Consider the following 24,942-nt stretch of genomic DNA (forward strand, 5'->3'; position numbering starts at 1 on the left):
GGCCCTCAGTCGGCCAGGCCGCGCAGCAGGTCGTTGACGCTGGTCTTGCTGCGGGTGCGGGCATCGACCTGCTTGACGATCACCGCGCAGTACAGCGAATGCGTGCCGTCCTTGCTCGGCAGCGAACCGGACACCACCACGCTGTACGGCGGAATGTAGCCATAGCTGATCTCGCCGGTGGCGCGGTTGTAGATGCGGGTGCTCTGGCTGAGGAACACGCCCATGCCGATCACGCTGTGGTGGCCGACGACCACGCCCTCGACCACCTCCGAGCGCGCACCGATGAAGCAGTGGTCCTCGATGATGGTCGGGCTGGCCTGCAGCGGCTCCAGCACGCCGCCGATGCCGGCGCCGCCGGACAGGTGGCAGTGCTTGCCGATCTGCGCGCACGAGCCCACCGTGGCCCAGGTATCGACCATGGTGCCCTCGCCCACGTGGGCGCCGATGTTGGTGAAGCTGGGCATCAGCACCACGTCGCGGCCGAAGTGCGCGCCGCGGCGGGCGATGGCACCGGGCACGACGCGCACCCCCGCGGCACGGAACTCCGCCTCGCCGCAGCCGGCGAAACGCGATTCGACCTTGTCCCAGAACGGCGCCGGACGGCCGTCCATCACCGCCATGTCGTTGACCCGGAAGTACAGCAGCACCGCCTTCTTCAGCCATTCGTTGACCTTCCAGCCGCCGTTGCCGTCCGGCTCGGCGACGCGGAATTCGCCCGACTCCAGGCCGTCGATGACGCGGTTGACCAGCGGCCGGGTGTAGCCCTCGATCTCGTCCATGGTCAGCATCGCGCGGCGCTCGAACGCGCTGTCGATGCCGAACTTCATTTCCGCCACGCCCGGCGCCGGCGGCTTGCGCAGGCTGCGGGCGGCCGGATCGGCGGCCTTCGGGCGCGGCGTCGCCCTGGCCGGCGCGGCGACCTTCTTCGCCGGCGCCTTCTTCACCGTGGCCCGGGGCGCGGCGGCCGTCCGTTCGGCCGTCTTGCCTGCGGTCGTCTTCTTCACGGCGGTCTTCTTGGCGGCGGTCTTCTTGGTGGCCATCAGTGCGGGTCTCCAGGCTTCTTCTCGGGGTCCAGGCAGGCCAGCAATGCAGCGCGCAGCGCCTGCCGGGCGGCTTCGGTAAGGGGGCGGTCGTCGTGGTCGGTGAGCTGGAACTGGTCCTCGGCGCGCTCGCCGAACGTGGCGATGCGCGCATCCTGGACCCGCAGCTGCTGGTCGCGCAGCACGTGCGCGACGTCGGCCAGCAGGCCCGGGCGATCGGTGGCGACCAGGTTGAGCACGGTGCGGCCATGCTCGACGCTGTCGATGAACTCGATGCGCGGCGCGAACCGGAAGTGCTTCAGCTGCCGCGGGATCACCCGCCGCGCCGGCCGCAGGATGCGGATGTTGCCGCCCAGCGCCTTGCGCAGCAGCTGTTCCAGGCGTGCGCTGTCGCCGTCGACGAAACGGCTGGCCGGTGTCACCTCGAAGGTATCGAAGATGGTCCCGCCGGGGCCGTCCAGCACGCGCGCGCGGTGGATGCTGAAGCCGGCACGGTCCAGCGTCATCACGATCGCGGCGAACAGCCCGTCGCGGTCGGGCGAATGCACGAACACTTCCAGCGCATCGCTTTCCGGGGCGATCCGCCGCGCCTTGACCAGGGTGCCGCCGCGCGGCACGCCCATCAGCGACACCGCCTGCCAGGCCAGCTGTTCGGGGCGGAAACGCACGAAGCCCTCGTCCGGCATCGCGCCGAACTGGCGTTCGATGGCCGCGTCGCCATGGCCCATCGCGCGCATCAGCTCGCGCACGTTGCCCCGGGCCTCCTGCACCCGCTCCGCTTCCGGCAGCGGCGCTTCCAGGCCTTCGCGCAGGGCCCGCCGCGCGGCGAAGTACAGGTCCGCCAGCAGCCGGTCCTTCCAGGCGTTCCACAGTTTGGGGCTGGTGCCGGCGATGTCGGCGCAGGTCAGCAGGTACAGGTAGTCCAGGCGCTCGCGGTTGCCGACCCGGGTGGCGAACGCATGGATCACGTCCGGATCGGTGATGTCCTGCTTCTGCGCGGTGATCGACATGCGCAGGTGCTGTTCCACCAGCCATGCGACCAGCTCGGTATCGCTGGCGCTGAGGCCGTGCGCGCTGCAGAACGCACGCGCATCCACCGCACCGAGCTCGGAATGGTCGCCGCCGCGGCCCTTGGCGATGTCGTGGAACAGGCCGGCCAGCAGCAGCAGCTCCGGCTTGCGCAGCCGCGGCCAGACCTCGTGGGCGATGGCGAACCGCTCGTCGGCGCGGCCGGCGCCGAACACGCCGATGTTCCGCAGCACCATCAGGGTGTGCTGGTCCACGGTATAGACATGGAACAGGTCGAACTGCATGCGCCCGGAGACCTGCGCGAACGCCGGAATCCACTGCCCGAGCACGCCCAGGCGCGCCATCCGCGCCAGCGTGTCCACCGCGCGCGGACCGCGCAGCAGGGCCACGAACTGCTCGCGCACCGCCTCGCCGACCTCGGCGTAGGCGGGAATCTCGTCCAGCATCTCGGCCAGGCCGCGGGCGGTCATCGAATGCAGCCCGCGCACCTGCGGAACCCTCGCCCAGCAGGCGAACAGCGCGAAGAGGCGCGCGATGTCGCCGTGCGGCCACAGCGGGTCGTCGGCGGACAGGTAGCCGCGGCGCAACGAGAAGCCGTCGCCGACCGGCTCCGGTGCCGCCTCGCCGTCGAACTGCTCCTCGAACCGCTGCAGCAGGCGGTCGCTGACCCGGCGCACCACCGCCGCGCTGCGGTAGAAGCCCTGCATCATCTTCTCGACGCCGAGGTTGCCGGCGTCGTCGGCGAAGCCCATGTGCTCGGCCAGCGCCTTCTGGTAGTCGAAGCGCAAACGCTCCTCGGCGCGCTGGGCGACCAGGTGCAGGCCGAAGCGCAGCCGCGCCAGCACCGCGCGTTCGCGCTTGAGCGCCGCGGCCTCGTCCAGCCCCAGGTGGCCCAGGCCGACCAGGGCATCGATGTCGCCCACGCCGAACGCGCGCAGCGCCATCCAGCCCAGGGTGTTCAGGTCGCGCAGGCCGCCGGGGCCGTCCTTGAGGTCCGGCTCCAGGTTGTCGGCGGTGTCGCCGAAGCGCTGGTGCCTGAGCAGCAGTTCCTCGCGCTTGGCCAGGAAATAGTCGCGCGCCGGCCAGATCAGCGTCGGCGACACCGCCCGCGACAGCCCCTGCTGCGCCTCGGCTGTGGCGCACAGCGGCCGCGACTCGATCAGCGCGGTCAGCACGGTCTGGTCCGCCGCGGCCTGCACGCACTGGCTGGCCGAACGCACCGCATGGCTGACCGGCAGGCCGGCATCCCACAGCAGCGCGAACAGCCGCCCCAGCGCCGGCGCGTGCGCCTGCTGCGCCGCCGGCTCGCCCAGGACCAGCAGGTCGATGTCCGAGCGCGGGAACAGCTCGCCGCGGCCGTAGCCGCCGACCGCGAACAGCGACAGCCCGCCGTCGGCGGGCAGGCAGCGCTGCCAGGCTTGCTGCAGGAGCTGGTCGACGGCGCGCGCGCGCAGCGCCAGCAGGCGCTCGATGTTCTCGTCCTGGGCGAAGCGCCGGCCCAGCCGCGCGTCGGCCTGGGCCAGCGCCTGGCGTGCCTCGGCGGCCCACTGCGCATCGCCGGCGGGATCGGCCGGCGCGTGTGGAACGTGCTGGGCCCGATCCCCCGGAGGTCGGCTCATGCCGTCGCGCTGTGCGCGTTGGCGGCGTCGGCCGGCGACAGCGTCAGCACCTCGACGCCGTCCTCGGTCACCGCCACCATGTGCTCCCACTGCGCCGAGAGCTTGCGGTCCTTGGTGACCACGGTCCAGCCGTCGGGCAGCACCCGGGTATGCCGCGCGCCTTCGTTGATCATCGGCTCGATGGTGAAGGTCATGCCCGGCTTGAGCACCAGGCCCTGGCCCGGGCGGCCGTAGTGCAGCACCTGCGGTTCGTCGTGGTAGACCTTGCCGATGCCATGGCCGCAGTACTCGCGCACCACGCTGAAGCGCTCGGATTCGGCATAGCTCTGGATCGCATGGCCGATGTCGCCCAGGGTCGCGCCCGGCCGCACCGCGCGGATGCCGCGCCACATGGCTTCGCGGGTCGTCTCGACCAGCCGCCGGGCCATCACCGACGGCGTGCCGACGTAGTACATGCGGCTGGTATCGCCATGCCAGCCGTCCTTGATGACGGTCACGTCGATGTTGACGATGTCGCCGTCCTTCAACACCTTGGCGTCGCTGGGGATGCCGTGGCAGATGACGTTGTTGACCGAGGTGCACAGGGTCTTGGGGAAGCCGCGGTAGCCGACGTTGGCCGGAACCGCGCCCTGCACGTTGACGATGTGGTCGTGGCAGATGCGGTCCAGTTCCTCGGTGCTGACACCGGGGCGGACATGGGCACCGACAAGGTCCAGCACCTCGGCGGCCAGGCGGCCGGCGATGCGCATCTTGGCGATTTCTTCGGGGGTTTTCAGGTTCACGCTCATGGCCGCCATTATCACCCATCGCCGCCCGCCTGAACGACCGCCCCGGCCACCGCACGGCGCCGGCCCGGCGGCCATTTGCGCTCAGGCCGCCGCCGCCCTATACTTCCGCGGCTCCGTTGCCTGCCGTGTGCCGGCACGGGCCGCCCACACCGGGCGTCACCGGTGAATCCACACCCTTCGCCCCCATCCGTGCCGGGGTGCGCGTGCCGCAGGAGCCTGGCTCCGGGGGCATGTCGTCGGCCACGGAGGCGTCGGGGAAGCCCAACCCCGGAGCATGCGCACACCCCTTCGCCGGGCCGCCACTACATCCAGTGCGGTCCAGGGCCAAGGCCGGCACGTCGGAAACCACCCGTGCACCGCGCCCCTGCTCCCCATCAGGAGTTCCTGCAATGCCCCAGATCACCATGCGTCAGATGCTGGAAGCCGGCGTCCACTTCGGCCACCAGACCCGCTACTGGAATCCCAAGATGGCACCGTACATCTTCGGCGCCCGCGGCAAGATCCACATCATCAACCTGGAAAAGACCGTCCCGCTGTTCAACGACGCGATGAACTTCATCTCGTCCGTTGCCCAGAAGCGCGGCACCATCCTGTTCCTGGGCACCAAGCGCAGCGCGCGCGAAGCCATCAAGGAAGAAGCCGAGCGGTGCGGCATGCCGTTCATGAACCAGCGCTGGCTGGGCGGCACCCTGACCAACTTCGTCACCGTGAAGAAGTCGGTCGCCCGCCTGAAGGAACTGGAAGCCGGCGAGACCGACGGCAGCTTCGACCGCCTGGTCAAGCACGAAGTGCTGGGCCTGCGCCGCGAGCGCGACAAGCTGGAAGCCTCGCTGGGCGGCATCAAGGACATGAACCGCCTGCCCGACGCGATCTTCGTCATCGACATCGGCCATGAGGACATCGCCATCAAGGAAGCCAAGAAGCTCGGCATCCCGGTGATCGCGGTGGTCGACACCAACTACAACCCGGAGCTGGTGGACTACGCCATCCCCGGCAACGATGACGCCATCCGCGCCGTGCAGCTGTATGCCCGCGCCGCCGCCGACGCCGTGCTGGAAGGCAAGGCCGCCGCGCCGAACGCCGCTTCGGTGCGCGAGGAAGAGTTCGCCGACGCCGCTGCCGCCGAAGAGGGCAAGCCCGCCCGCCGCGCGCCGGCCAAGAAGGCCGCCAAGAAGGGCGACGAGGCTTCGGCCTGACCCAAGCCCGCGGGCGCGCCATGACGCGCCCGCACCCCTGCGCCGCCGCTCCGCGGCGGCTGCTGACAGGGCCACGTAACAACGGCCGGCAACCATTGCCGGCCTGCCCCTTTCTATCGTTGAGGTAATCCCATGGCTGAAATCACCGCATCCCTGGTCAAGGAGCTGCGCGAGCGTACCGGCGCCGGCATGATGGAGTGCAAGAAGGCACTGACCGAGAGCAACGGCGACATCGACGCGGCCGCCGAGGCGCTGCGCAAGTCCGGCGCCGCCAAGGCCGACAAGAAGGCCGACCGCGTCACTGCCGAAGGCCGCATCGGCCTGGCCCAGGACGGCGGCAAGGCCGTGCTGGTGGAAGTGAACTCGGAAACCGACTTCGTCGCCAACGACGTCAACTTCAAGGCGTTCGTCGATGGCGTGGCCGCCGCCGCCCTGACCTCGGGCGCCGCCGATGCCGAAGCCCTGAAGTCGGCCAAGCTGGCCTCCGGCGAGACCGTCGAGGAAGCCCGCGCCGCCGCCATCCAGAAGCTCGGCGAGAACATCCAGATCCGCCGCCTGGCGCGGATCGACGGCGGCAACACCGTCGGCGCCTACGTGCACACCAACGGCAAGATCGGCGTGCTGGTCGACCTGGTCGGCGGCAACGCCGAACTGGCCAGCGGCCTGGCCATGCACGTGGCGGCGATGAACCCGCCGCACAACAAGCCGGCCGACGTTCCGGCCGACTTCATCGCCAAGGAAAAGGAAATCGAACTGGCCAAGATGAGCGAAAAGGACAAGGCCAAGCCGGCCGACATCCTGGAGAAGATCATCAGCGGCAAGATCAACAAGATCGTCGGCGAAGTCACCCTGTACGGCCAGAACTACGTGCTGGACAGCGACAAGACCGTCGAACAGGCGGTGAAGGCCGCCGGCGGCGACGTTGCCGGCTTCATCCGCCTGGCCGTCGGCGAAGGCATCGAGAAGGTGGTGGAGGACTACGCCGCCGAAGTCGCCAAGGCGATGCAGGTCTGAGCCAACCGCACCCGGGGGCCGGCCGCCACGGCGGCACCGGCCTCCCGAATGCGATCCAGACGCCCGGTGCAGCGCACCGGGCGTCTGCGTTTCAGCCCCTGCCGCAGCCCCGCCCCGGGCGCTGCCCGCCAACGCGCCGGCCCGGCGGCAGGCAGCGCCGCGGCGCCACGCCGCACGCCATGAAAACCGCTTGCGCACTGCAGCACGACGCTGCCCGTGACGCGCGCTATCCGTTAGAATCCCCACCGTTTTCCTGCCATCGAGGTCGCCATGTCCCAGCTCGCCTACCAACGCATCCTTCTGAAACTTTCCGGGGAGGCGCTGATGGGAGACGAGGACTACGGCATCGACCCCAAGATCATCAACCGCCTGGCCCGTGAGGTCATCGAGGCCCAGCAGGCCGGCGCCGAGGTGGCGCTGGTGGTCGGCGGCGGCAACATCTTCCGCGGCGCCGGCCTGGCCGCCGGCGGCATGGACCGGGTCACCGGCGACCACATGGGCATGCTGGCCACGGTGATCAACGCCCTGGCGATGCAGGACGCGCTGGAGAAGCTCGGCGGCAAGGCCCGGGTGATGAGCGCGATCAAGATCAACGACGTGTGCGAGGACTACATCCGCCGCCGCGCCATCCGCCACCTGGAAAAGGGCCGGCTGGTGATCTTCGCCGCCGGCACCGGCAATCCGTTCTTCACCACCGACTCCGGCGCCGCGCTGCGTGCGATCGAGATCGGCGCCGACCTGCTGCTCAAGGCCACCAAGGTCGACGGCGTCTACGACAAGGACCCGAACAAGCACGCCGACGCGGTGCGCTACCAGACCCTGACCTACGACCAGGTCATCAACCAGGGGCTGGAAGTCATGGACACCGCCGCTTTCGCCCTGGCCCGCGACAGCGACCTGCCGCTGCGCGTGTTCGACATGGGCCAGCCGGGCGAGCTGCTGAAGATCCTGCGCGGCGAGAACATCGGCACCCTGGTCCACGGCCGCGACGCCCACTGACCCCCGCTTTCCCGGCGGCCGCCCTGCTCCGCGGACGGCCGCCGGTTCCCGTGCGCGCCCGTTTCCGGCGCGCGCCGCCCTCTCGATTCCCGTCCGGCCGCCGGGGCTGTTCGCCTATAATCGGCCGGTTCCAGAAACATCCAGGACCCCGGCGATGATCAACGACATCAAGCAAGATGCGCAGGCGCGCATGGCCAAGAGCCTCGACGCTCTGCGCCACACCCTCACCACCATCCGCACCGGCCGCGCCTCGCCGGCGCTGCTGGACGGCATCAAGGTCAAGGCCTACGGCACCGACACGCCGCTGAACCAGGTGGCCAGCATCAGCGTGTCCGAAGGGCGCTCGCTGGTCATCACCCTGTTCGACAAGAGCATGATCAAGGACGTCGAGAAGGCCATCTACGCCTCCGACCTCGGCCTGACCCCCACCACCGTGGGCACCACCATCCGCCTGAACCTGCCGCCGCTGACCGAAGAGCGCCGCCGCGAGCTGGCCAAGACCGTGGGCAAGGAAGGCGAGGACAGCAAGGTCGCCATCCGCAACATCCGCCGCGACGCCAACCAGGAAGTGGCCAGGCTGCTCAAGGACAAGGCGATCACCGAGGACGACGACCGCCGTGCCCAGGACGACATCCAGAAGCTGACCGACAAGGCGATCAAGGACGTCGACGAGGTGGTCAAGCTCAAGGAACAGGAACTGATGGCGGTCTGATCCCATGCCGTCCGCCACGCCCGGCGGCATGCCCGTGCCGCGCCAGCCCGCGCACCTTGCCATCGTCATGGATGGCAACGGCCGCTGGGCGCAGCAGCGGCGGCGTCCGCGCATGATCGGCCACCGTGCCGGCGCGCGGGCGGTCAACCGCACCATCGACTTCTGCCTGGAGCGCGGCATCGCCGTGCTGACCCTGTTCGCCTTCTCCAGCGAGAACTGGGGACGCCCGCAGGACGAGGTGGATGCGCTGATGAAGCTGTTCCTGGCCGCGCTCGACCGCGAGGTGGACGAGCTGGAACGCCGCAACGTCCGGGTGTGCTTCATCGGCGAACGCGCGCGTTTCTCCCCGGGCATCGCGCAACGCATGGCGCGCGCCGAACAGCGGACCTCGGGCAACCGCGCCATGACCCTGAACATCGCCGCCAGCTACGGTGGCCGCCAGGACATCGCCCTGGCCGCGCGCCGGCTCGCCGAGCAGGTCGCCGCCGGCACCCTGCTGCCGGAGCAGGTCGACGAACAGCGGCTGGGCCGGCACATGGCGCTGGCCGACCTGCCGCCGCCCGACCTGTTCATCCGCACCGGCGGCGACACCCGGATCAGCAACTTCCTGCTCTGGCAGCTGGCCTATACCGAATTGTGGTTCACCGACGTGCTGTGGCCGGATGTCGATGCCGCCACCCTGCAGCAGGCGCTGGATGCATTCGCCCAGCGCGAACGCCGCTATGGCCTGACCAGCGCCCAGGTCGCCCCCCCGGCCACGGAGACCGTTTCCCCATGACCAAGACCCGCGTCATCACCGCGCTGATCATGGCCCCCGCGGCCATCTGCGCGATCCTGCTGCTGCCCACCCAGTGGCTGGCCGCCGCCGCCGCTCTGGTGTTCCTCATCGGCCTGTGGGAATGGCTGCGCCTGACCGGCGTGGACGGCCTGCCGCGCACGGTGCTGCTGGTGCTGAACCTGCTGCTGATGGTGCTGCTGGTGTGGGCCTCGGCCGGCAGCCTGGTGCTGTTCCAGCTGGCGGTGCTGGCCGGCGTCGGCTTCTGGCTGCTGGCGCTGTTGTGGCTGCGCTTCTTCGATTTCGGCGCGCATGGCGAGCAAAGTGCGGCGCGGATGCTGAAACTGGCCGCGGCCACCCTGGCGATCATCCCGGCCTGGGCGGCCCTGGTGCTGATCCATGCCGGCGAACCCCACGGCAACCGCTGGCTGCTGACCGCGCTGGCGATCGTCTGGGCCGCCGATTCGGGCGCCTACTTCGCCGGCCGCGCGTTCGGCAGGCGCAAGCTGGCGCCGCGCGTGAGCCCCAACAAGACCGTCGAGGGCCTGCTGGGCGGGCTGGTCGCCGGGCTGCTGGTAGCGGCCGGTTTCGGCTGGCTCGCGGGGGTGCAGGCCGCCGGCCTGCCCGGGCTGCTGCTGGTGGCCACGCTGGCGGTGCTGGCCTCGGTGCTCGGCGACCTGTTCGAAAGCCTGCTCAAGCGGCATGCCGGCGCCAAGGACTCGGGCAGCGTGATCCCCGGGCACGGCGGCGTGCTGGACCGCATCGACGGCGTGCTGGCCGCGCTGCCGGTGTTCGCGCTGGGCAAGGACATCTTCGGTTTCTGACATGCCCGACACTTCGCCCCTCCCGCGGCACGATGCCGGCGCGGACGATGCGCGCCGGATCGCGGTCCTTGGCGCCACCGGCTCGATCGGCACCTCGGCCCTGGACGTCATCGCCCGCCATCGCGGATGGATGCGCGCCAGCGTGCTGGCCGCCGGCAGCAACGTGCAGGCGCTGATCGCCCTGTGCCAGGCGCACCGCCCCGAGCATGCCGCCATCGCCGACCCGGCCCTGTACATCCCCTTGCGCGACGGTCTGCGCGACGCCAGCCTGGCCACCGAGGCCCATGCCGGCGCCGAGGCGATCGACGCGCTCGCCGCCGGCCCGGACTGCGACACCGTGGTCGCCGCCGTCGTCGGCGCCGCCGGGCTGTCCTCCACGCTTGCCGCCGCACGCGCCGGCAAGCGGCTGCTGCTGGCCAACAAGGAAGCGCTGGTACTGGCCGGCGAACTGCTGACCCGCGAGGCCGCGGCCGCCGGCGCGGAAATCATCCCGATCGACAGCGAGCACAGCGCGATCTTCCAGTGCCTGCGCTCGCGCGACGCCAGTGTCGCCGGCGCTGGGGTGCGCCGGCTCGTGCTGACCGCCTCCGGGGGACCATTTCGTGGCCGGTCGCGCGCCGACCTGCAGGCGGTGACCCCGGCCCAGGCGGTGGCGCACCCGAAGTGGTCGATGGGCCCGAAGATCTCGGTCGACTCGGCCACCCTGATGAACAAGGGCCTGGAGGTCATCGAGGCCCACCACCTGTTCGACGTGCCGGGCGCGCGCATCGACGTGCTGGTGCACCCCCAGAGCCTGGTGCACTCGCTGGTCGAATACGTCGACGGCTCCACCCTGGCGCAGCTCGGCCTGCCGGACATGCGCACCACCCTGGCGGTCGGCCTGGGCTGGCCGCGGCGCATCGAATCCGGGGTCGCCGGGCTCGACCTGCTGGCCCATGGGCGGCTGGAATTCGAGGCCCCCGACCTGGACGCCTTTCCCTGCCTGCGCCTGGCCTGGCAGGCGCTGGAGGCCGGCGGCAGCGCCCCGGCGATCCTGAACGCAGCCAACGAAATCGCTGTTTCAGCCTTTCTTCAGGGCCGCATAGGCTTCCTGTCGATCCCCGAGCTGGTCGAACAGGCCCTGTCCGCCCTGCCCGACACCGCTGCCGATACACTGGAGGCCCTGCTGGCGGCCGATGCCCGCTGCCGCCAGATCACCACCACCGCCATCGCCCGCCTGCCCCATGCCTGATTCCGCCTTCCAATCCGGTGCTTCCCATGGCTGACGTGCTCGGCTCGGTGTGGTGGATGATCGTCAGCCTCGGCGTGCTGGTGACGTTCCACGAATACGGCCACTACTGGGTGGCGCGGCGCTGCGGCGTGAAGGTGCTGCGTTTCTCGGTCGGCTTCGGCCGCCCGCTGTGGAGCCGCCACGGGCGCAACGGCACCGAATTCGCGATTGCCGCCATTCCGCTCGGCGGCTACGTCAAGATGCTCGACGAGCGCGAGACCGAGGTCCCCGCGGGCGAGCGCATGGCCGCCTTCAACAACAAGCGCGTCGGCCAGCGCATCGCCATCGTCGCCGCCGGTCCGATCGCCAACCTGCTGCTGTGCATCGCCCTGCTGTGGGCGATGTTCGTGATCGGCCGCCAGGACTATTCGGCGACCCTCGGCCGCACCACCGGCATGGCCGCCGCCGCGGGCCTGGCCTCCGGCGACCGCATCCTCGACGTGGACGGCCGCACCGTCGCCACCTGGGGCGAGGCCAGCATGGCCCTCACCACCGCGGCGATGGACCGGCAGGACGCCCGGCTGCGGGTACAGGATGCGCTCGGCAACGCCCGGACCCGGGTGCTTCCGCTGTCGTCGCTGCCGGCCGGCTTCGACGAGCGCACCGTGCCGGTGCAGGCCGGCCTGCTCTGGCAGTTCTGGCTGCAGCCGGCGCAGGTCGACTCGGTGGTCGAGCAGTCCGCCGCCAGCGGCGTGCTGCGCCCCGGCGACCTGATCCTGGCCATCGACGGCCAGCGCGTGGAAAGTGCCGACCAGGTGGCGCCGCTGGTGCAACAGCTGGGCGAACGCGGCGGCAACGGCATGATCGAGGTCGAGCGCGACGGCCAACGGCTGGCACTGGAGCTGCGTCCGCACCGGGCCGCTGCCGAAGCCGGCCCGGCCGCGCCACGCTGGCTGATCGGGGTGGGTTTCGCCCAGGGCCAGGCCCCGGCCTACGACGCCCGCCAGCAGTACGGCCCGCTGGCGGCCCTGCCCGCCGCCGCGCGCGAAACCGCCCGCCTGGCCGGCGATTCGCTGGGCATGATGCGGCGGATGCTCACCGGGCACGCCTCGGTCAAGAACATCTCCGGCCCGATCACCATCGCCCGCGTCGCCAATGCCTCGGCCGAGCGCGGGCTGGACTGGTTCCTGTACTTCCTGGCGCTGCTGTCGCTGAGCCTGTGCATCATCAACCTGCTGCCGATCCCCATCTTGGACGGCGGTCACCTGCTGTATTACCTTATCGAGTTGGTCAAGGGCAGCCCGTTGAGCGAGCGTGCCATGGCCACCGGGCAATACCTTGGCCTGGCCCTGCTGGCCGGGCTGATGGGGCTGGCGTTCTACAACGACATCCTCGGCCTGGTCGCGCGATGACCCTCATTCCCGCTGACGTCGCCATGCGCCGGCACCCACGCACCACTGAAATCGACTCCAACCGGACGTGACATGACGCGACTTCCCAATCGCCGCCTGCTTGCCCTCGCCCTCGCCGCCGGCCTGGCCGTGCCCGCGCTCGCGCAGGCCGCCGAGCCCTTCACCGCCAGCGACATCCGCGTGGACGGCCTGCAGCGCATCTCCTCCGGTACCGTCTTCACCTACCTGCCGGTGGAGCGCGGCGACCGGGTCGATGACACCAAGGTGGGTGACACCATCCGTGCGCTGTACAAGACCGGCTTCTTCGAGGACGTGCAGCTGGACCGCCAGGGCGACATCCTGGTGGTCACGGTCAAGGAGCGCCCGGCGATCAACAAGCTGACCGTCACCGGCAACAAGGACATCAAGACCGAGCAGCTGCTCAAGGGCCTGAGCGACATCGGCCTGAGCGAGGGCGGCACCTTCGACCGCCTGAGCCTGGACCGGGTGACCCAGGAGCTGCGCCGCCAGTACAACGACCGCGGCAAGTACACCGTGGAGATCACCCCGACGGTGAGCCCGCTGGACCGCAACCGCGTCGACGTCGCCATTGCCGTCAAGGAAGGCAAGGCGGCCAAGATCCGCCACGTCAACCTGGTCGGCACCGAGAAGTTCGACGGCCGCGACATCCTCGACACCTGGGAGTCCAAGGAGCACAACTGGGCATCGTGGTACCGCCGCGACGACCAGTACTCCAAGGAAAAGCTGTCCGGCGACCTGGAGAAGCTGAACTCCTGGTACCTGGACCGCGGCTATGTCGATTTCAGCATCGATTCCACCCAGGTCTCGATCAGTCCCGACAAGCGCGACATGTTCATCACCGCCGGCGTCAGCGAGGGCGAGCAGTACAAGATCTCCGAGATCAAGGTGACCGGCGAGACCATCCTCCCGCAGGAGGAGGTCGAACGCATGGTGTTCCAGAAGGCCGGCGACACCTTCTCGCGCGGCCTGCTGGAGTTCAGCGCCGACGCCATCACCAACAGCCTGTCCAACGTCGGCTACGCCTTCGCCAAGGTCAACCCGATCCCGACCAGCAACCGCGCCGAGCGCACCGTGGCGGTCAACATGCAGGTGGTGCCGGGCCCGCGCGTGGCGGTGCGCCGCATCGTGTTCAAGGGCAACACCCGCACCGCCGACGAGGTGCTGCGCCGCGAGATGCGCCAGTTCGAGAACGCCTGGTACTCGCAGGCGGCGATCGACCGTTCCAAGATCCGCCTGCAGCGCCTGGGCTATTTCGAATCGGTCGATGTGGAGACCTCCCCGGTCACCGGCAGCAACGACCAGGTCGACGTGGTCTACAACGTCAAGGAAACCACCTCGGGCAGCTTCGTGTTCGGCCTGGGCTACTCGCAGTCCTACGGCATGACCACCTCGGTGCAGCTGTCGCAGAACAACTTCCTCGGCGGCGGCAACCGGGTTTCGGTGGAGGCCTCGCGCAGCAGCTACCTGCAGCGTTACGGCTTCTCATACATGAACCCGTACTTCACCGACGACGGCGTCTCGCTGGGCTACAACCTGTCCTGGCGCGAACTGGACTATTCCGACTTCAACACCGCGCAGTACAACAGCACCAACGGTGCCGCGCAGATGGTGTTCGGCGTGCCGATCACCGAGAACGACAGCTTCTCGCTGATGTTCGGCATCGACAGCAACCAGATCACCACTTACCCCCGCTACACCCCGGTGGCGATCATCGATTACATCAACGCCGTCGGGAACAAGACCTTCCACTCCTGGCGCACCGAGCTGGGCTGGGCCCGCGACACCCGCAACGACTACTTCATGCCGACCCGCGGTACCTACCAGCGCCTGGGCCTGGAAGCCACGCTGCCCGGGTCCACCGTGGAGTACTACAAGCTCAACTACCAGTTCTCCAAGTACTGGCCGATCATGCCGTCGCTGGTCATCAACACCCGCGTGGAACTGGGCTACGGCGATTCGTACGGCAGCGACAAGGTCCGCGACATCTGCTGGAACGTGATCCCGGGCAAGCCCGGCACCCCGGCCACCGGCACCACCCCGGCGACCGAACGCACCCCGGACACCACCGAGGTGGTCGACTGCGCCACCAACCCGACCGCCCACCACCGCCAGGTCAGGGCCAGCGGCCTGCCGTTCTTCGAGAACTTCTACGCCGGTGGCACCAACTCGGTGCGCGGCTTCCGCGACAATACCCTCGGACCGCGCTCGGAGCCCATCGGCGGCTACTACCGCGGCCAGCCGCTGGGCGGCTCGGTCAAGACCGTCGGTGCGATCGAGGCCTATTTCCCGAAGCTGTTCGACAGCCCCTCGGCGCGGGTCTCGACCTTCCTTGACTTCGGCAACGTCTACAACGGCACCAGCGACTTCGATACCGGCGAGCTGCGCGCATCGGCCGGCGTCGCCCTGCTCTGGCGCGCACCGGTGGGCCCGATCTCGATCAGCTATGCGTTCCCGCTGAAGAAGAAGGACGGCGACGAGATCGAGCGGCTGCAGTTCACCTTCGGCGGACAGTTCTGACGGACTGCCCGCGCACCCGGGGCGTTGCCCCGGGTATCCATCGTTCCGTGATGGCGGAACGGTGGGGCGCGTTCTTGCCTTCCGATTCCCCCGCCTTCGGCGCGCCCCCTTCACCAAGGGGGGCTTTCCTCCAGAACGGTCCGGCCGCTCCCCGCGCCCACGCGGGCTCCTGGCTGCCGCCGCATGACCGCGCCACGTCCAGGCGCTAAACTCCCGGCGTGAATACTCCAACCCATACCGCACAGGAACTGGCCGACCGCTTCGGTCTGCAGGTGCACGGCGATCCGTCCACCGCGATCCATGGCGTGGCCACACTGGCCCATGCCGGCCCCGGCCAGCTGACCTTCCTGGCCAACCCCCGCTACCGCGCGCAGCTGGCCGACAGCCAGGCCTCCATCGTCGTGCTGCGTGCCGACGATGCCGGCGATGCGCCCGGCACCGCGCTGGTGGCCAAGGATCCCTACACCGCCTTCGCCAAGATCGGCGCGCTGTTCGAGGCGGTGCCGCTGCGCGCGCCCGGCATCCATCCCAGCGCGGTGGTGGACCCGTCGGCGCAGGTCGCCGCCAGCGCCCATGTCGGCCCGTTCGTCAGCATCGGCGCGCGCAGCGTGGTCGGCGAGAACTGCATCGTCGGCAGCGGCAGCCTCATCGGCGAGGACTGCACGCTCCAGGCCGGCTGCGAGCTGATCGCCCGGGTCACCCTGGTGACCCGCGTCCACCTGGGCCGCCGCGTGCGCATCCACCCCGGCGCGGTCCTGGGCGCGGACGGCTTCGGCCTGGCCATGGATGCCGGACGCTGGATCAAGGTGCCGCAGCTGGGCGGCGTGCGCATCGGCGACGACTGCGAGATCGGCGCCAACACCTGCGTGGACCGCGGCGCACTGGAGGACACCGTCCTGGAAGAGGACGTGCGCCTGGACAACCTGGTGCAGATCGCCCACAACTGCCACATCGGCGCGCACTCGGCCATCGCCGGCAACACCGGCATCGCCGGCAGCGCCCGCATCGGCCGCTACTGCCTGCTCGGCGGCGCGGTCGGCGTGGTCGGGCACCTGGAGATCTGCGACCACGTCGTCGTCACCGGGCGCTCGGTGGTACGCAACTCGATTACCGAACCGGGCGAATACTCGTCCGGCACCCCTCTGACCGACAACCGCACGTGGCGCAAGAATGCCGCGCGCTTCAAACAGCTGGACAACCTGGCACGCCGGGTCCTGGCTGTGAGCAAGGAGAAGGAATGAACTCGCCCCTGCCGCTGCCCATCGACGTCAACACCGTCCGCACGCTGATCCCGCACCGCTACCCGTTCCTGCTGGTGGACAAGGTCGTGGCCCTGGACACCGAGGCCCGGACGATCGTCGCGCACAAGAACGTCAGCATCAACGAGCCGTTCTTCCAGGGCCACTTCCCGACCCAGCCGATCATGCCGGGCGTGCTCATCATCGAGGCGCTGGCACAGGCCGGCGGCGTGCTGACCCAGCTCAGCCTCGGCCGCGACGCGCAGTCCAAGCTGTTCTACCTGGTCAAGGTGGACAACGTGCGCTTCATGAAGCAGGTGGTGCCCGGCGACGTGCTGGAGCTGCACGTGCAGGTCAAGCGCGTGATCCGCAACATGGCCGTCTACTACGGCGAGGCCAAGGTCGACGGCGAAGTCGTGGCGCACGCCGAGGTGCTGTGCGCCGGCACCCGCGAATGATCCCCACTGGAGCCCGCGCATGAGCCAGAGCGCCCCCCTGATCCACCCCACCGCGGTCGTCGATCCGGCGGCCCGGCTGGCCGACGATGTCCGCGTCGGGGCGTTCAGCCTGATCGGCGCCGATGTCGAGATCGGCGCCGGCACCGTGGTCGGCCCGCACTGCAGCATCCACGGTCCCACCCGCATCGGCCGCGACAACCGCTTCATCGGCCACGCTGCCATCGGCGGCGAGCCGCAGGACAAGAAGTACGCCGGCGAGCGCACCGAGCTGGTGATCGGCGACCGCAACGTGTTCCGCGAATTCGTCACGGTCAACCGCGGCACCGCCGGTGGCGGCGGCCTCACCACCCTCGGCAACGACAACTGGCTGCTGGCCTACACCCACGTGGCCCACGATTGCCATGTCGCCGACCATTGCGTGTTCTCCAACAACACCACGCTGGCCGGCCATGTCAGCATCGGTAACTGGGTGATCATCAGCGGCTTCGCCGGCGCCCACCAGTTCTGCCGCATCGGCGACCACGCCTTCCTCGGCATGGGGGCGCTGTGCACCGGCGACATCCCGCCGTTCACCATGGTCGGCATCGACGGCCACGGGCGGCCGCGCGGCATCAACAGCGAAGGTCTGAAGCGGCGCGGCTTCGACGCCACCCGCATCAGCGCCATCAAGCGCGCGTACCGCACGCTGTACGTGGCCGGGATACCGCTGGCCGAAGCCAAGCAGCAGCTGGCCGAACAGGCGCGCGACAGCGACGACGTGCGGCAGATGCTGGAGTTCATCGAACACTCCGACCGTCCGCTGCAGCGATGAAGCCCAGCGGCGACAACGGAAGCGGCACCGGCCCGGCCCGCGCGCCGGGCCCGGCCACGCCTGCTCCCGGTGCCGCCACCGCGGGCCACGCGATCCGCCGCGCGCCGCGGATCGCGCTGGTCGCCGGCGAGACCTCCGGGGACCTCCTCGGCGCAGGACTGATCGCCGGCCTGCGCCAGCGCTTCCCGGACGCCGAGTTCGCCGGAATAGGCGGCGACGCGATGCGCGATGCCGGCTGCCAGACCTGGTTCGACGCCAGCGAACTGGCGGTGATGGGCCTGACCGAGATCCTGCGCCACCTGCCGCGCCTGCTGAAGCTGCGCCGCGCGTTCCGCCAGCGCACCCTGGAGTGGCGCCCGGACGTGTTCATCGGCATCGACGCCCCCGATTTCAACCTCGGCGTGGAGCGCTGGCTCAAGCAGCGCGGCATCCGTACCGTGCATTACGTCAGCCCGTCGGTCTGGGCCTGGCGCGAGAAGCGCGCCGAGAAGATCGGCGCCAGCGCCGACCTGGTGCTGTGCCTGTTCCCGATGGAGCCGCCGATCTACGCCCAGCATGGCGTCGATGCGCGTTTCGTCGGCCACCCCATGGCCGATGCCATCCCGCTGCACAGCGATCGCGCCGACGCCCGTACCCGACTCGCCCTGCCGGCCACCGCGCCGGTGCTGGCGGTGCTGCCCGGCAGCCGCCTGGGCGAGATCGGCCGGCTCGGCCCGGCCTTCTTCGAGGCCGCTTGGCAGGTGGCCGAGCGCATGCCCGAACTGCATATCGTGGTGCCCGCGGCCAACGCCGCCTGCCGCCGCCTGATCGACCAGCAGATCGCCGCTTCGGCGCTGCCCGCGGCACGCCTGCACGTGATCGACGGCCGCGCCCGCGACACGGTGACCGCCGCCGACGTGGTGCTGCTCGCCTCCGGCACCGCCACCCTGGAGACCATGCTGGTCAAGCGGCCGATGGTGGTCGGCTACCGGGTCGCCGCGCTCACCTACCGAATCGCCAAGGCGCTGAAGCTGGTCAAGGTGGACCGCTATGCCCTGCCCAACGTGCTGGCCGGCCGCGACCTCGCCCCGGAGCTGATCCAGCACGACTGCACGCCGGAACGCCTGTCGGCGGCGGTGCTGGACTGGTTCCAGCGGCCCGACCGCGTGGCCGGGCTGCAGGACCCCTACCAGCGCCTGCACCTGCAGCTGCGCCAGGACGCCTCGGCGCGCGCCGCCGACGCGGTGGCCGGCCTGCTGGCCGCGCCCGCGGCATGAGCCGGCAGGGCCCTGCCATGGCGGCACTGCTGCTGTTCGACGACGCCGCGCTGGATGCGCGGCAGGCGCCGCGCCTGGTTGCGGGGGTCGACGAGGCCGGCCGCGGGCCGCTGGCCGGGCCGGTCGCCGTGGCCGCGGTGGTGTTCGATCCGCAACGGCCGCGCCTCAATGGCCTGGACGACTCCAAGGCGTTGACCGCCGCGCGCCGCGAGCAGCTCTACGAGCGCATTCTCGAGCGTGCGCTGGCCCACTGCATCGTGCTGGTGGAGGTGGCCGAGATCGACAGCCTGAACATCCTCCAGGCCACCCTGCAGGGCATGCGCCGGGCGGTGGAAGGGGTCGCCCACGTCGCCGGGTTCGCGCGCATCGACGGCAACACGCTCCCCAAGGGCCTGCCGTGCCCGGCCGAAGCCCTGGTCGGCGGCGACGCTCTCGACCGCTCGATCATGGCCGCCTCGATCCTGGCCAAGGTCAGCCGTGACCGCTACATGCAGGCGCTGCACCTGCGCCACCCCGAGTACGGCTTCGCCCAGCACAAGGGCTACGGCACCCCGGCCCACCTGGCGGCGCTGAAGGCCCACGGCCCCTGCCCCGCGCACCGGCGCTCCTTCGCACCGGTGCGCCAGGCACTCGACGCGGCCCGCGGCCGGCCCCCAGGGTAAGGTCGGGCGCCCGGCTCCCAGCGCCGCCGCGCGCACGCCTCCCGCGTGCGGGCCCGCACGGGCCCGCTCCGTCCCGCGGGCGGCCCTTGTTCCCCGTTCCCGCCGTCGCTACCCTGCTCCGGCAACCTTCTGGTCCGGCATGTCCACTACTTCCCGCTTCGTCCATCTCCACGTCCACACCGAATTCTCGCTGGTGGACTCCACCCTCCGCGTGCCGGCCAAGCCGGACCAGGCCGACCCGGCGAAGGCCAAGCAGGCCAACCTCCTCAGCCGCTCGGTGGAGATGGGAGCGCCGGCGCTGGCGGTCACCGACCTGAACAACCTGTTCGCGCTGGTGAAGTTCTACAAGGCCGCCGAGGGCGTGGGCATCAAGCCGATCGCCGGCGCCGACCTGCTGATCGCCGAGGACGGTCACGCGCCCTGGCGCCTGACCCTGCTGTGCCGCGACCGCGAGGGCTACCTGAGCCTGTCGCGCCTGATCAGCCGCGCCTGGCTGGAAGGCCACCGCATGGAGGGCGGCGTGGCGGTGCATCCGCACTGGCTCAAGGAAGGCTGCCACAACCTGTTCGCGCTGGCCGGCCGCCAGAGCCTGGCCGGCCGCCTGGCCAGCGAGGGCCGCCACGACCTGGCCGAACAGCAGCTGGCCGACTGGCAGCGCGTGTTCGGCGATGGCCTGCACCTGGAGCTGACCCGCACCGGCCGCGACGGCGAGGAAGCCTTCAACCAGTTCGCGCTGATGGCCGCCGGCCAGCGCGGCCTGCCGGTGGTCGCCAGCAACGACGTGCGCTTCCTGTCGCCGGAGGACTTCGACGCCCACGAAGCGCGCGTGTGCATCTCCACCGGCCGCGTGCTGGACGACCCCAAGCGCCCGCGCGAGTACAGCCGCGAGCAGTACCTGAAGTCGCCCCAGCAGATGTGCGAGCTGTTCGCCGACATCCCCGACGCCATCGACAACACCCTGGCGCTGGCGCAGCGCTGCAACCTGGAAATGCGGCTGGGCACCTACTTCCTGCCCAACTATCCGGTGCCCGACGACGAGACCCTGGATACCTGGATCCGGAAGATGTCGCGCGACGGCCTGGACGAGCGTCTGGAGAAGACCCCGCTGGCCCCGGGCATGCGCCGCGAGGACTACGTCGCGCGGCTGGAGTTCGAGCTCGACACCATCATCAAGATGGGCTTCCCCGGCTACTTCCTGATCGTGGCCGACTTCATCCAGTGGGGAAAGAACCAGGGCATCCCGATCGGCCCGGGCCGCGGCTCGGGCGCCGGCTCGCTGGTGGCCTGGGCGCTGAAGATCACCGACCTGGACCCGCTGCCGTACAACCTGCTGTTCGAGCGCTTCCTCAACCCGGAGCGGGTGTCGATGCCCGACTTCGACATCGACTTCTGCATGGACCGGCGCGACGAGGTGATCGACTATGTCGCGCGCAAGTACGGCCGCGAACGCGTCAGCCAGATCATCACCTACGGCACCATGGCCGCCAAGGCGGTGGTGCGCGACTCCGGACGCGTGCTCGGGCTGCCGTACGGCCTGGTCGACGGCGTGTCCAAGCTGATCCCCAACATCCTCGGCATCGGCCTGAAGGACGCGCTGGGCCGGGGCAAGGAAGGCGCGGATTCAGAAATGGCCTCGGCCGAACTGATCCAGCGCTACACCAGCGAGGACGACGTCCGCGACCTGATCGACCTGGCCCTGCAGCTGGAGGACCTGACCCGCAACGCCGGCAAGCACGCCGGCGGCGTGGTGATCGGGCCCGAGCCGCTGAGCGAGTTCTGCCCGCTGTACGCCGAACACGACGAGGGCAGCCTGGGCAAGAACCCGGTCACCCAGTTCGACAAGAACGACGTCGAGGAAGTCGGCCTGGTGAAGTTCGACTTCCTCGGCCTGCGCACGCTGACCATCATCGACTGGGCGGTGAAGGCGATCAACAAGCGCCATGAGCGCGCCGGCATCCCGCCGGTGGACATCGCCACCATCCCGCTCGACGACGCCCCGACCTATACCGGCGTATTCGCCAACGGCAACACCGGCGCGGTGTTCCAGTTCGAATCCTCGGGCATGCGCCGCCTGCTCAAGGACGCGCGGCCGGACCGGTTCGAGGACCTGATCGCCCTGGTGTCGCTGTACCGTCCCGGGCCGATGGACCTGATCCCGTCGTTCAACGCGCGCAAGCACGGGCAGGAGGAGATCGTCTATCCCGACCCGCGCACCGAGGCCATCCTGAGCGACACCTACGGCATCATGGTGTACCAGGAGCAGGTGATGCAGATGGCGCAGATCGTCGGCGGCTACTCGCTGGGCGGCGCCGACCTGCTGCGCCGCGCGATGGGCAAGAAGGTGCCGGCGGAAATGGCCAAGCACCGCGAGATCTTCCGCGAGGGCGCGGCCAAGGGCGGCGTCGACGGCCCCAAGGCCGACGAGATCTTCGACCTGATGGAGAAGTTCGCCGGCTACGGCTTCAACAAGTCGCACGCCGCCGCGTATGCCCTGGTCAGCTACCAGACCGCCTGGCTCAAGCGCCACTACCCCGCCGAGTTCATGGCCGCGACCCTCTCCTCGGACATGGACAACACCGACAAGGTGGTCGGCTTCCTCGCCGAGGTGCGCAACCTCGGCCTGAGCGTGCTGCCGCCGCGGGTCAACGAATCGGCCTACATGTTCGAAGCCGCCGGCCCGGACACCATCCGCTACGGGCTGGGGGCGATCAAGGGCGTCGGCCAGGCCGCCTGCGAAGCGGTGGTCGCCGAGCGCCAGCGCGGCGGCGAGTTCGCCACGCTGCTGGACTTCTGCACCCGCGTGGAGAGCGCCAAGCTCAACCGCCGCACCTTGGAGGCGATGATCCTGTGCGGCGCGCTCGACGGCCTGGGCCGCAACCGCGCCTCGCTGATGCTGCAGCTGCCGGAAGTGCTCAAGGCCACCGACCAGATGGCGCGCGAGAAGGCCTCCGGACAGAATTCGCTGTTCGGCGCCCCCGACCCGGTCAACTCGGCCGCGCGGCTGGAGCTGCCGGAAAGCCGCGAGTGGCCCGTGGCGCAGCTGCTCAACGGCGAGCGCGAGACCCTCGGTTTCTACCTCAGCGGGCACCCCTTCGACCCGTATGCCGAGGACGTCAAGGAGCTGGTCGGCACCGACCTGGGCGCGCTGGACAAGCTGGTCGCGCCGGCCCCGCCGCCGCGCGACGGTGAGAAGCGCGGCTGGCGCCAGGAGAGCCAGGTGATCCTGGCCGGCATGGTCGTGGGCGTGCGCCGCAAGGGCGACAGCCAGGTCTTCATGCAGCTGGAGGATGGCAAGGGCCGGGTGGAATGCAGCGCCTTTTCCGATGGCCTGGCCGAATTCGGCCACCTGATGACCAAGGACCGCATCCTGGTGGTCAAGGGCGGTCTGCGCGAGGACGAGTTCAACGGCGGCTATGCGCTGCGCATCCGCCAGTGCTGGGACTTCGAGCAGCTGTGCGCCGACCATGCGGTGCGCCTGTCGCTGCGCGTGGACGGCCGCGGCGGCCCGATCTGGCAGCGGATCGACCCCCTGCTGGCGGCCCACCGCCCCGGACGCACGCCGCTGCGGCTGGACCTGCTGCTGCAGGGGACGGACGGCGGCATCGCCGGCATGCTCGACCTGGGCGGCGGCGGTGCGATCCGCGCCAGCACCCAGCTGCTCGACGCCCTGCGCGAAGACCCGGCGGTACGCCGCGTCAAGCTGGCCTACAGCCCGCCCTGGGCCACCTGAGGCGCCGCATGGCCTGCCGCCTCCCCGCGCCGGAGCGTTCCGGCGCCGGCCATACGGCATCCGGACGGACGCGTACGGGTTGCGCGAACGCGTTCGGCTACACTTCCTCCCTTTACATTCAAGACGGTTTCCGATGAATCCGAACTACCTCGATTTCGAGCAGCCCATCGCCGATCTGGAAGCCAAGATCCAGGACCTGCGCAGTGCCAGCGCCGGCCCGGCGGTCAATGTCGAGACGGAAGTCCGGACCCTGGAGGACAAGCTGCGGCTGCGCACTGCGCAGATCTTCCGCAACCTCTCCTCGTGGCAGGTCCTGCAGGTGGCCCGGCATCCGTCGCGCCCCTACACGATGGATTACATCGGCATCTTCTGCGACGAGTTCCAGGAACTGGCCGGCGACCGCGCGTTCGCCGACGACAAGGCGATCGTCGGCGGCCTGGCCCGCATCGACGGCCGCCCGGTGATGCTGATCGGCCACCAGAAGGGCCGCGACACCAAGGAAAAGATCAAGCGCAACTTCGGCATGCCCAAGCCCGAGGGCTACCGCAAGGCCCTGCGCCTGATGAAGCTCGCCGAGCGCTTCAAGCTGCCGGTGCTGACCCTGATCGACACCGCCGGCGCCTGGCCGGGCATCGACGCCGAGGAGCGCGGCCAGTCCGAAGCCATCGCCCGCAACCTGATGGAAATGGCCGAGCTGAAGGTCCCGGTGATCTGCACCGTGATCGGCGAAGGCGGTTCCGGCGGCGCGCTGGCACTGGGCGTGGGCGACCGCACGGTGATGCTCGAGTACAGCGTCTATTCGACCATCAGCCCGGAAGGCTGCGCCTCGATCCTGTGGAAGGACGCCGGCAAGAGCAAGGAGGCCGCCGAACAGCTGGGCATGACCGCGCCGCGCCTGAAGAGCCTGGGGCTGGTGGACAAGGTCGTGCGCGAACCGATCGGCGGCGCCCACCGCAATCCGCGGCAGATGGGCCGGCGCCTGAAGGCCGTGCTGCTCAACGAGCTGGATGCGCTGGAGAAGCTTCCGCTCGACGAACTGCTGGCCAGGCGCTACGCGCGCCTGCGCGGCTACGGCACCTACGCGGCCGCCTGAGCCCGTTGCGGGGCTGGACGGGCCAAGCCCCGCTCTCCCCTGCACACCCTCTGCGGCGTGCACATAGCGTGCAGCGGGCGGCGTCGGTAACGGCCCCCTGCTGCGGGCGTTCCCGCACCTGGCCGTGCGGCTCCCTGGCATCGCCGGGGACGGCCGGAACGGCGTCTCCGATAGCGGGCGGTACGGCCCGCAACCGGGCACACGCGCGGCTCACCGGACAACCGGTCCTCGCGCCCTGCCAGCAGCGGGCATGCCGGCACCGCGGCGCCCCCTATCCGGAAAACACCGCCCCACCGGCACCCCCGCGCTGTGTCCGGGATGCCGGAGCCGGCCAGCGCGCAAAGGGACAGCGCTGGCGCCCGTCGGGCACCGCATCTCCGGGAGGCGGATCACCGGCGTACCCGGCGCCTCCCTCCGTTCTTCCATCAAAGCCGGCTGCGACGACGGATCCGCACGCTGAAGCACAGCGGCGACGGCGGAACCGTCCTGCCTGCCCTGCGCCGCCCGCCCCACCCCTCCGGCGAGAAGGCGGCACCCG

General features: G+C 70.1%; 19 protein-coding genes. 16 read left to right on the forward strand and 3 right to left on the reverse strand.

Features of this window, described 5'->3' with window-relative positions; translation table 11 throughout:
- Positions 1-5: 5 nt before the first annotated feature.
- Genes dapD through map form a run of 3 tightly spaced genes read right to left on the reverse strand, consistent with a single transcriptional unit; the run spans position 6 to position 4,476 of the window.
- Entirely contained in the window at positions 6-1,040 is a 1,035-nt protein-coding gene (gene dapD, locus K5L01_RS06470; protein WP_250062981.1) for a 2,3,4,5-tetrahydropyridine-2,6-dicarboxylate N-succinyltransferase, read from the reverse strand.
- Complete coding sequence (locus tag K5L01_RS06475; RefSeq protein ID WP_250062983.1) at positions 1,040-3,688, reverse strand: [protein-PII] uridylyltransferase; 2,649 nt, start codon at positions 3,686-3,688, stop codon at positions 1,040-1,042. The genes dapD and K5L01_RS06475 overlap by 1 nt, the downstream gene beginning before the upstream one ends.
- Positions 3,685-4,476 carry a type I methionyl aminopeptidase gene (map, locus tag K5L01_RS06480; RefSeq protein WP_250062985.1) on the reverse strand — a complete coding sequence of 264 codons (792 nt, stop codon included), beginning with the start codon at positions 4,474-4,476 and terminating at the stop codon, positions 3,685-3,687. Before map ends, K5L01_RS06475 begins: the two co-directional genes overlap by 4 nt.
- Before the next feature lie 389 nt (positions 4,477-4,865).
- On the opposite strand from map, the gene rpsB reads away from it, so the two are divergent.
- The 16 genes from rpsB to K5L01_RS06560 all read left to right on the forward strand — a co-directional run bounded on the left by rpsB (position 4,866) and on the right by K5L01_RS06560 (position 24,404).
- On the forward strand, positions 4,866-5,672 hold the full coding sequence (rpsB, locus tag K5L01_RS06485; RefSeq protein ID WP_250062987.1) for a 30S ribosomal protein S2: 807 nt from the start codon (positions 4,866-4,868) through the stop codon (positions 5,670-5,672).
- A gap of 132 nt (positions 5,673-5,804) precedes the next feature.
- On the forward strand, positions 5,805-6,686 hold the full coding sequence (gene tsf, locus K5L01_RS06490; protein WP_250062989.1) for a translation elongation factor Ts: 882 nt from the start codon (positions 5,805-5,807) through the stop codon (positions 6,684-6,686).
- 270 nt (positions 6,687-6,956) lie between these two features.
- Positions 6,957-7,685: a UMP kinase gene (pyrH, locus tag K5L01_RS06495; protein ID WP_250062991.1), complete on the forward strand. Its 729-nt coding sequence runs from the start codon at positions 6,957-6,959 to the stop codon at positions 7,683-7,685.
- A 154-nt stretch (positions 7,686-7,839) separates the two neighbouring features.
- On the forward strand, positions 7,840-8,397 hold the full coding sequence (frr, locus tag K5L01_RS06500) for a ribosome recycling factor (protein WP_250062993.1): 558 nt from the start codon (positions 7,840-7,842) through the stop codon (positions 8,395-8,397).
- Between the two features lie 4 nt (positions 8,398-8,401).
- Positions 8,402-9,175: a polyprenyl diphosphate synthase gene (gene uppS, locus K5L01_RS06505; RefSeq protein ID WP_425603838.1), complete on the forward strand. Its 774-nt coding sequence runs from the start codon at positions 8,402-8,404 to the stop codon at positions 9,173-9,175.
- Positions 9,172-9,996, forward strand: a complete 825-nt coding sequence (locus K5L01_RS06510; protein ID WP_250062995.1) for a phosphatidate cytidylyltransferase — start codon at positions 9,172-9,174, stop codon at positions 9,994-9,996. Before uppS ends, K5L01_RS06510 begins: the two co-directional genes overlap by 4 nt.
- Before the next feature lies 1 nt (position 9,997).
- The gene (gene dxr, locus K5L01_RS06515; RefSeq protein WP_250062997.1) at positions 9,998-11,227 is read left to right on the forward strand and encodes a 1-deoxy-D-xylulose-5-phosphate reductoisomerase; all 1,230 of its coding nucleotides are present in this window, start codon (positions 9,998-10,000) and stop codon (positions 11,225-11,227) included.
- A gap of 26 nt (positions 11,228-11,253) precedes the next feature.
- Positions 11,254-12,618 (forward strand): RIP metalloprotease RseP, encoded by a 1,365-nt coding sequence (rseP, locus tag K5L01_RS06520; RefSeq protein ID WP_250062999.1) that lies wholly within the window; start codon positions 11,254-11,256, stop codon positions 12,616-12,618.
- 72 nt (positions 12,619-12,690) lie between these two features.
- Positions 12,691-15,156, forward strand: a complete 2,466-nt coding sequence (gene bamA / locus K5L01_RS06525) for an outer membrane protein assembly factor BamA (RefSeq protein ID WP_250063002.1) — start codon at positions 12,691-12,693, stop codon at positions 15,154-15,156.
- A gap of 218 nt (positions 15,157-15,374) precedes the next feature.
- Positions 15,375-16,397 (forward strand): UDP-3-O-(3-hydroxymyristoyl)glucosamine N-acyltransferase, encoded by a 1,023-nt coding sequence (gene lpxD, locus K5L01_RS06530; protein ID WP_250063004.1) that lies wholly within the window; start codon positions 15,375-15,377, stop codon positions 16,395-16,397.
- The gene (gene fabZ, locus K5L01_RS06535; protein ID WP_250063006.1) at positions 16,394-16,852 is read left to right on the forward strand and encodes a 3-hydroxyacyl-ACP dehydratase FabZ; all 459 of its coding nucleotides are present in this window, start codon (positions 16,394-16,396) and stop codon (positions 16,850-16,852) included. The genes lpxD and fabZ overlap by 4 nt, the downstream gene beginning before the upstream one ends.
- Before the next feature lie 19 nt (positions 16,853-16,871).
- Positions 16,872-17,663 carry an acyl-ACP--UDP-N-acetylglucosamine O-acyltransferase gene (gene lpxA / locus K5L01_RS06540; protein WP_250063008.1) on the forward strand — a complete coding sequence of 264 codons (792 nt, stop codon included), beginning with the start codon at positions 16,872-16,874 and terminating at the stop codon, positions 17,661-17,663.
- A complete protein-coding gene (gene lpxB / locus K5L01_RS06545; RefSeq protein WP_250063010.1) occupies positions 17,660-18,919 on the forward strand; it encodes a lipid-A-disaccharide synthase in 1,260 nt (419 codons plus the stop codon). The genes lpxA and lpxB overlap by 4 nt, the downstream gene beginning before the upstream one ends.
- Positions 18,916-19,581, forward strand: a complete 666-nt coding sequence (locus K5L01_RS06550) for a ribonuclease HII (RefSeq protein ID WP_250063012.1) — start codon at positions 18,916-18,918, stop codon at positions 19,579-19,581. The genes lpxB and K5L01_RS06550 overlap by 4 nt, the downstream gene beginning before the upstream one ends.
- Before the next feature lie 139 nt (positions 19,582-19,720).
- Positions 19,721-23,311, forward strand: coding sequence for a DNA polymerase III subunit alpha (dnaE, locus tag K5L01_RS06555; RefSeq protein ID WP_250063015.1), 3,591 nt, complete (start codon positions 19,721-19,723; stop codon positions 23,309-23,311).
- 133 nt (positions 23,312-23,444) lie between these two features.
- Positions 23,445-24,404 (forward strand): acetyl-CoA carboxylase carboxyltransferase subunit alpha, encoded by a 960-nt coding sequence (locus tag K5L01_RS06560; RefSeq protein ID WP_250063017.1) that lies wholly within the window; start codon positions 23,445-23,447, stop codon positions 24,402-24,404.
- Positions 24,405-24,942 lie beyond the last annotated feature (538 nt).

Origin of the sequence: Stenotrophomonas mori (assembly GCF_023556335.1) — a bacterium.
In the GTDB taxonomy this organism is placed as follows: domain Bacteria; phylum Pseudomonadota; class Gammaproteobacteria; order Xanthomonadales; family Xanthomonadaceae; genus Stenotrophomonas; species Stenotrophomonas mori.

Coding starts and splice junctions, on each gene's coding strand:
- dapD (WP_250062981.1), bottom strand. CDS start 1,040: ATGGCCACCAAGAAGACCGCCGCCAAGAAGACCGCCGTGAAGAAGACG.
- K5L01_RS06475 (WP_250062983.1), bottom strand. CDS start 3,688: ATGAGCCGACCTCCGGGGGATCGGGCCCAGCACGTTCCACACGCGCCG.
- map (WP_250062985.1), bottom strand. CDS start 4,476: ATGAGCGTGAACCTGAAAACCCCCGAAGAAATCGCCAAGATGCGCATC.
- rpsB (WP_250062987.1), top strand. CDS start 4,866: ATGCCCCAGATCACCATGCGTCAGATGCTGGAAGCCGGCGTCCACTTC.
- tsf (WP_250062989.1), top strand. CDS start 5,805: ATGGCTGAAATCACCGCATCCCTGGTCAAGGAGCTGCGCGAGCGTACC.
- pyrH (WP_250062991.1), top strand. CDS start 6,957: ATGTCCCAGCTCGCCTACCAACGCATCCTTCTGAAACTTTCCGGGGAG.
- frr (WP_250062993.1), top strand. CDS start 7,840: ATGATCAACGACATCAAGCAAGATGCGCAGGCGCGCATGGCCAAGAGC.
- uppS (WP_425603838.1), top strand. CDS start 8,402: ATGCCGTCCGCCACGCCCGGCGGCATGCCCGTGCCGCGCCAGCCCGCG.
- K5L01_RS06510 (WP_250062995.1), top strand. CDS start 9,172: ATGACCAAGACCCGCGTCATCACCGCGCTGATCATGGCCCCCGCGGCC.
- dxr (WP_250062997.1), top strand. CDS start 9,998: ATGCCCGACACTTCGCCCCTCCCGCGGCACGATGCCGGCGCGGACGAT.
- rseP (WP_250062999.1), top strand. CDS start 11,254: ATGGCTGACGTGCTCGGCTCGGTGTGGTGGATGATCGTCAGCCTCGGC.
- bamA (WP_250063002.1), top strand. CDS start 12,691: ATGACGCGACTTCCCAATCGCCGCCTGCTTGCCCTCGCCCTCGCCGCC.
- fabZ (WP_250063006.1), top strand. CDS start 16,394: ATGAACTCGCCCCTGCCGCTGCCCATCGACGTCAACACCGTCCGCACG.
- lpxA (WP_250063008.1), top strand. CDS start 16,872: ATGAGCCAGAGCGCCCCCCTGATCCACCCCACCGCGGTCGTCGATCCG.
- lpxB (WP_250063010.1), top strand. CDS start 17,660: ATGAAGCCCAGCGGCGACAACGGAAGCGGCACCGGCCCGGCCCGCGCG.
- K5L01_RS06550 (WP_250063012.1), top strand. CDS start 18,916: ATGAGCCGGCAGGGCCCTGCCATGGCGGCACTGCTGCTGTTCGACGAC.
- dnaE (WP_250063015.1), top strand. CDS start 19,721: ATGTCCACTACTTCCCGCTTCGTCCATCTCCACGTCCACACCGAATTC.
- K5L01_RS06560 (WP_250063017.1), top strand. CDS start 23,445: ATGAATCCGAACTACCTCGATTTCGAGCAGCCCATCGCCGATCTGGAA.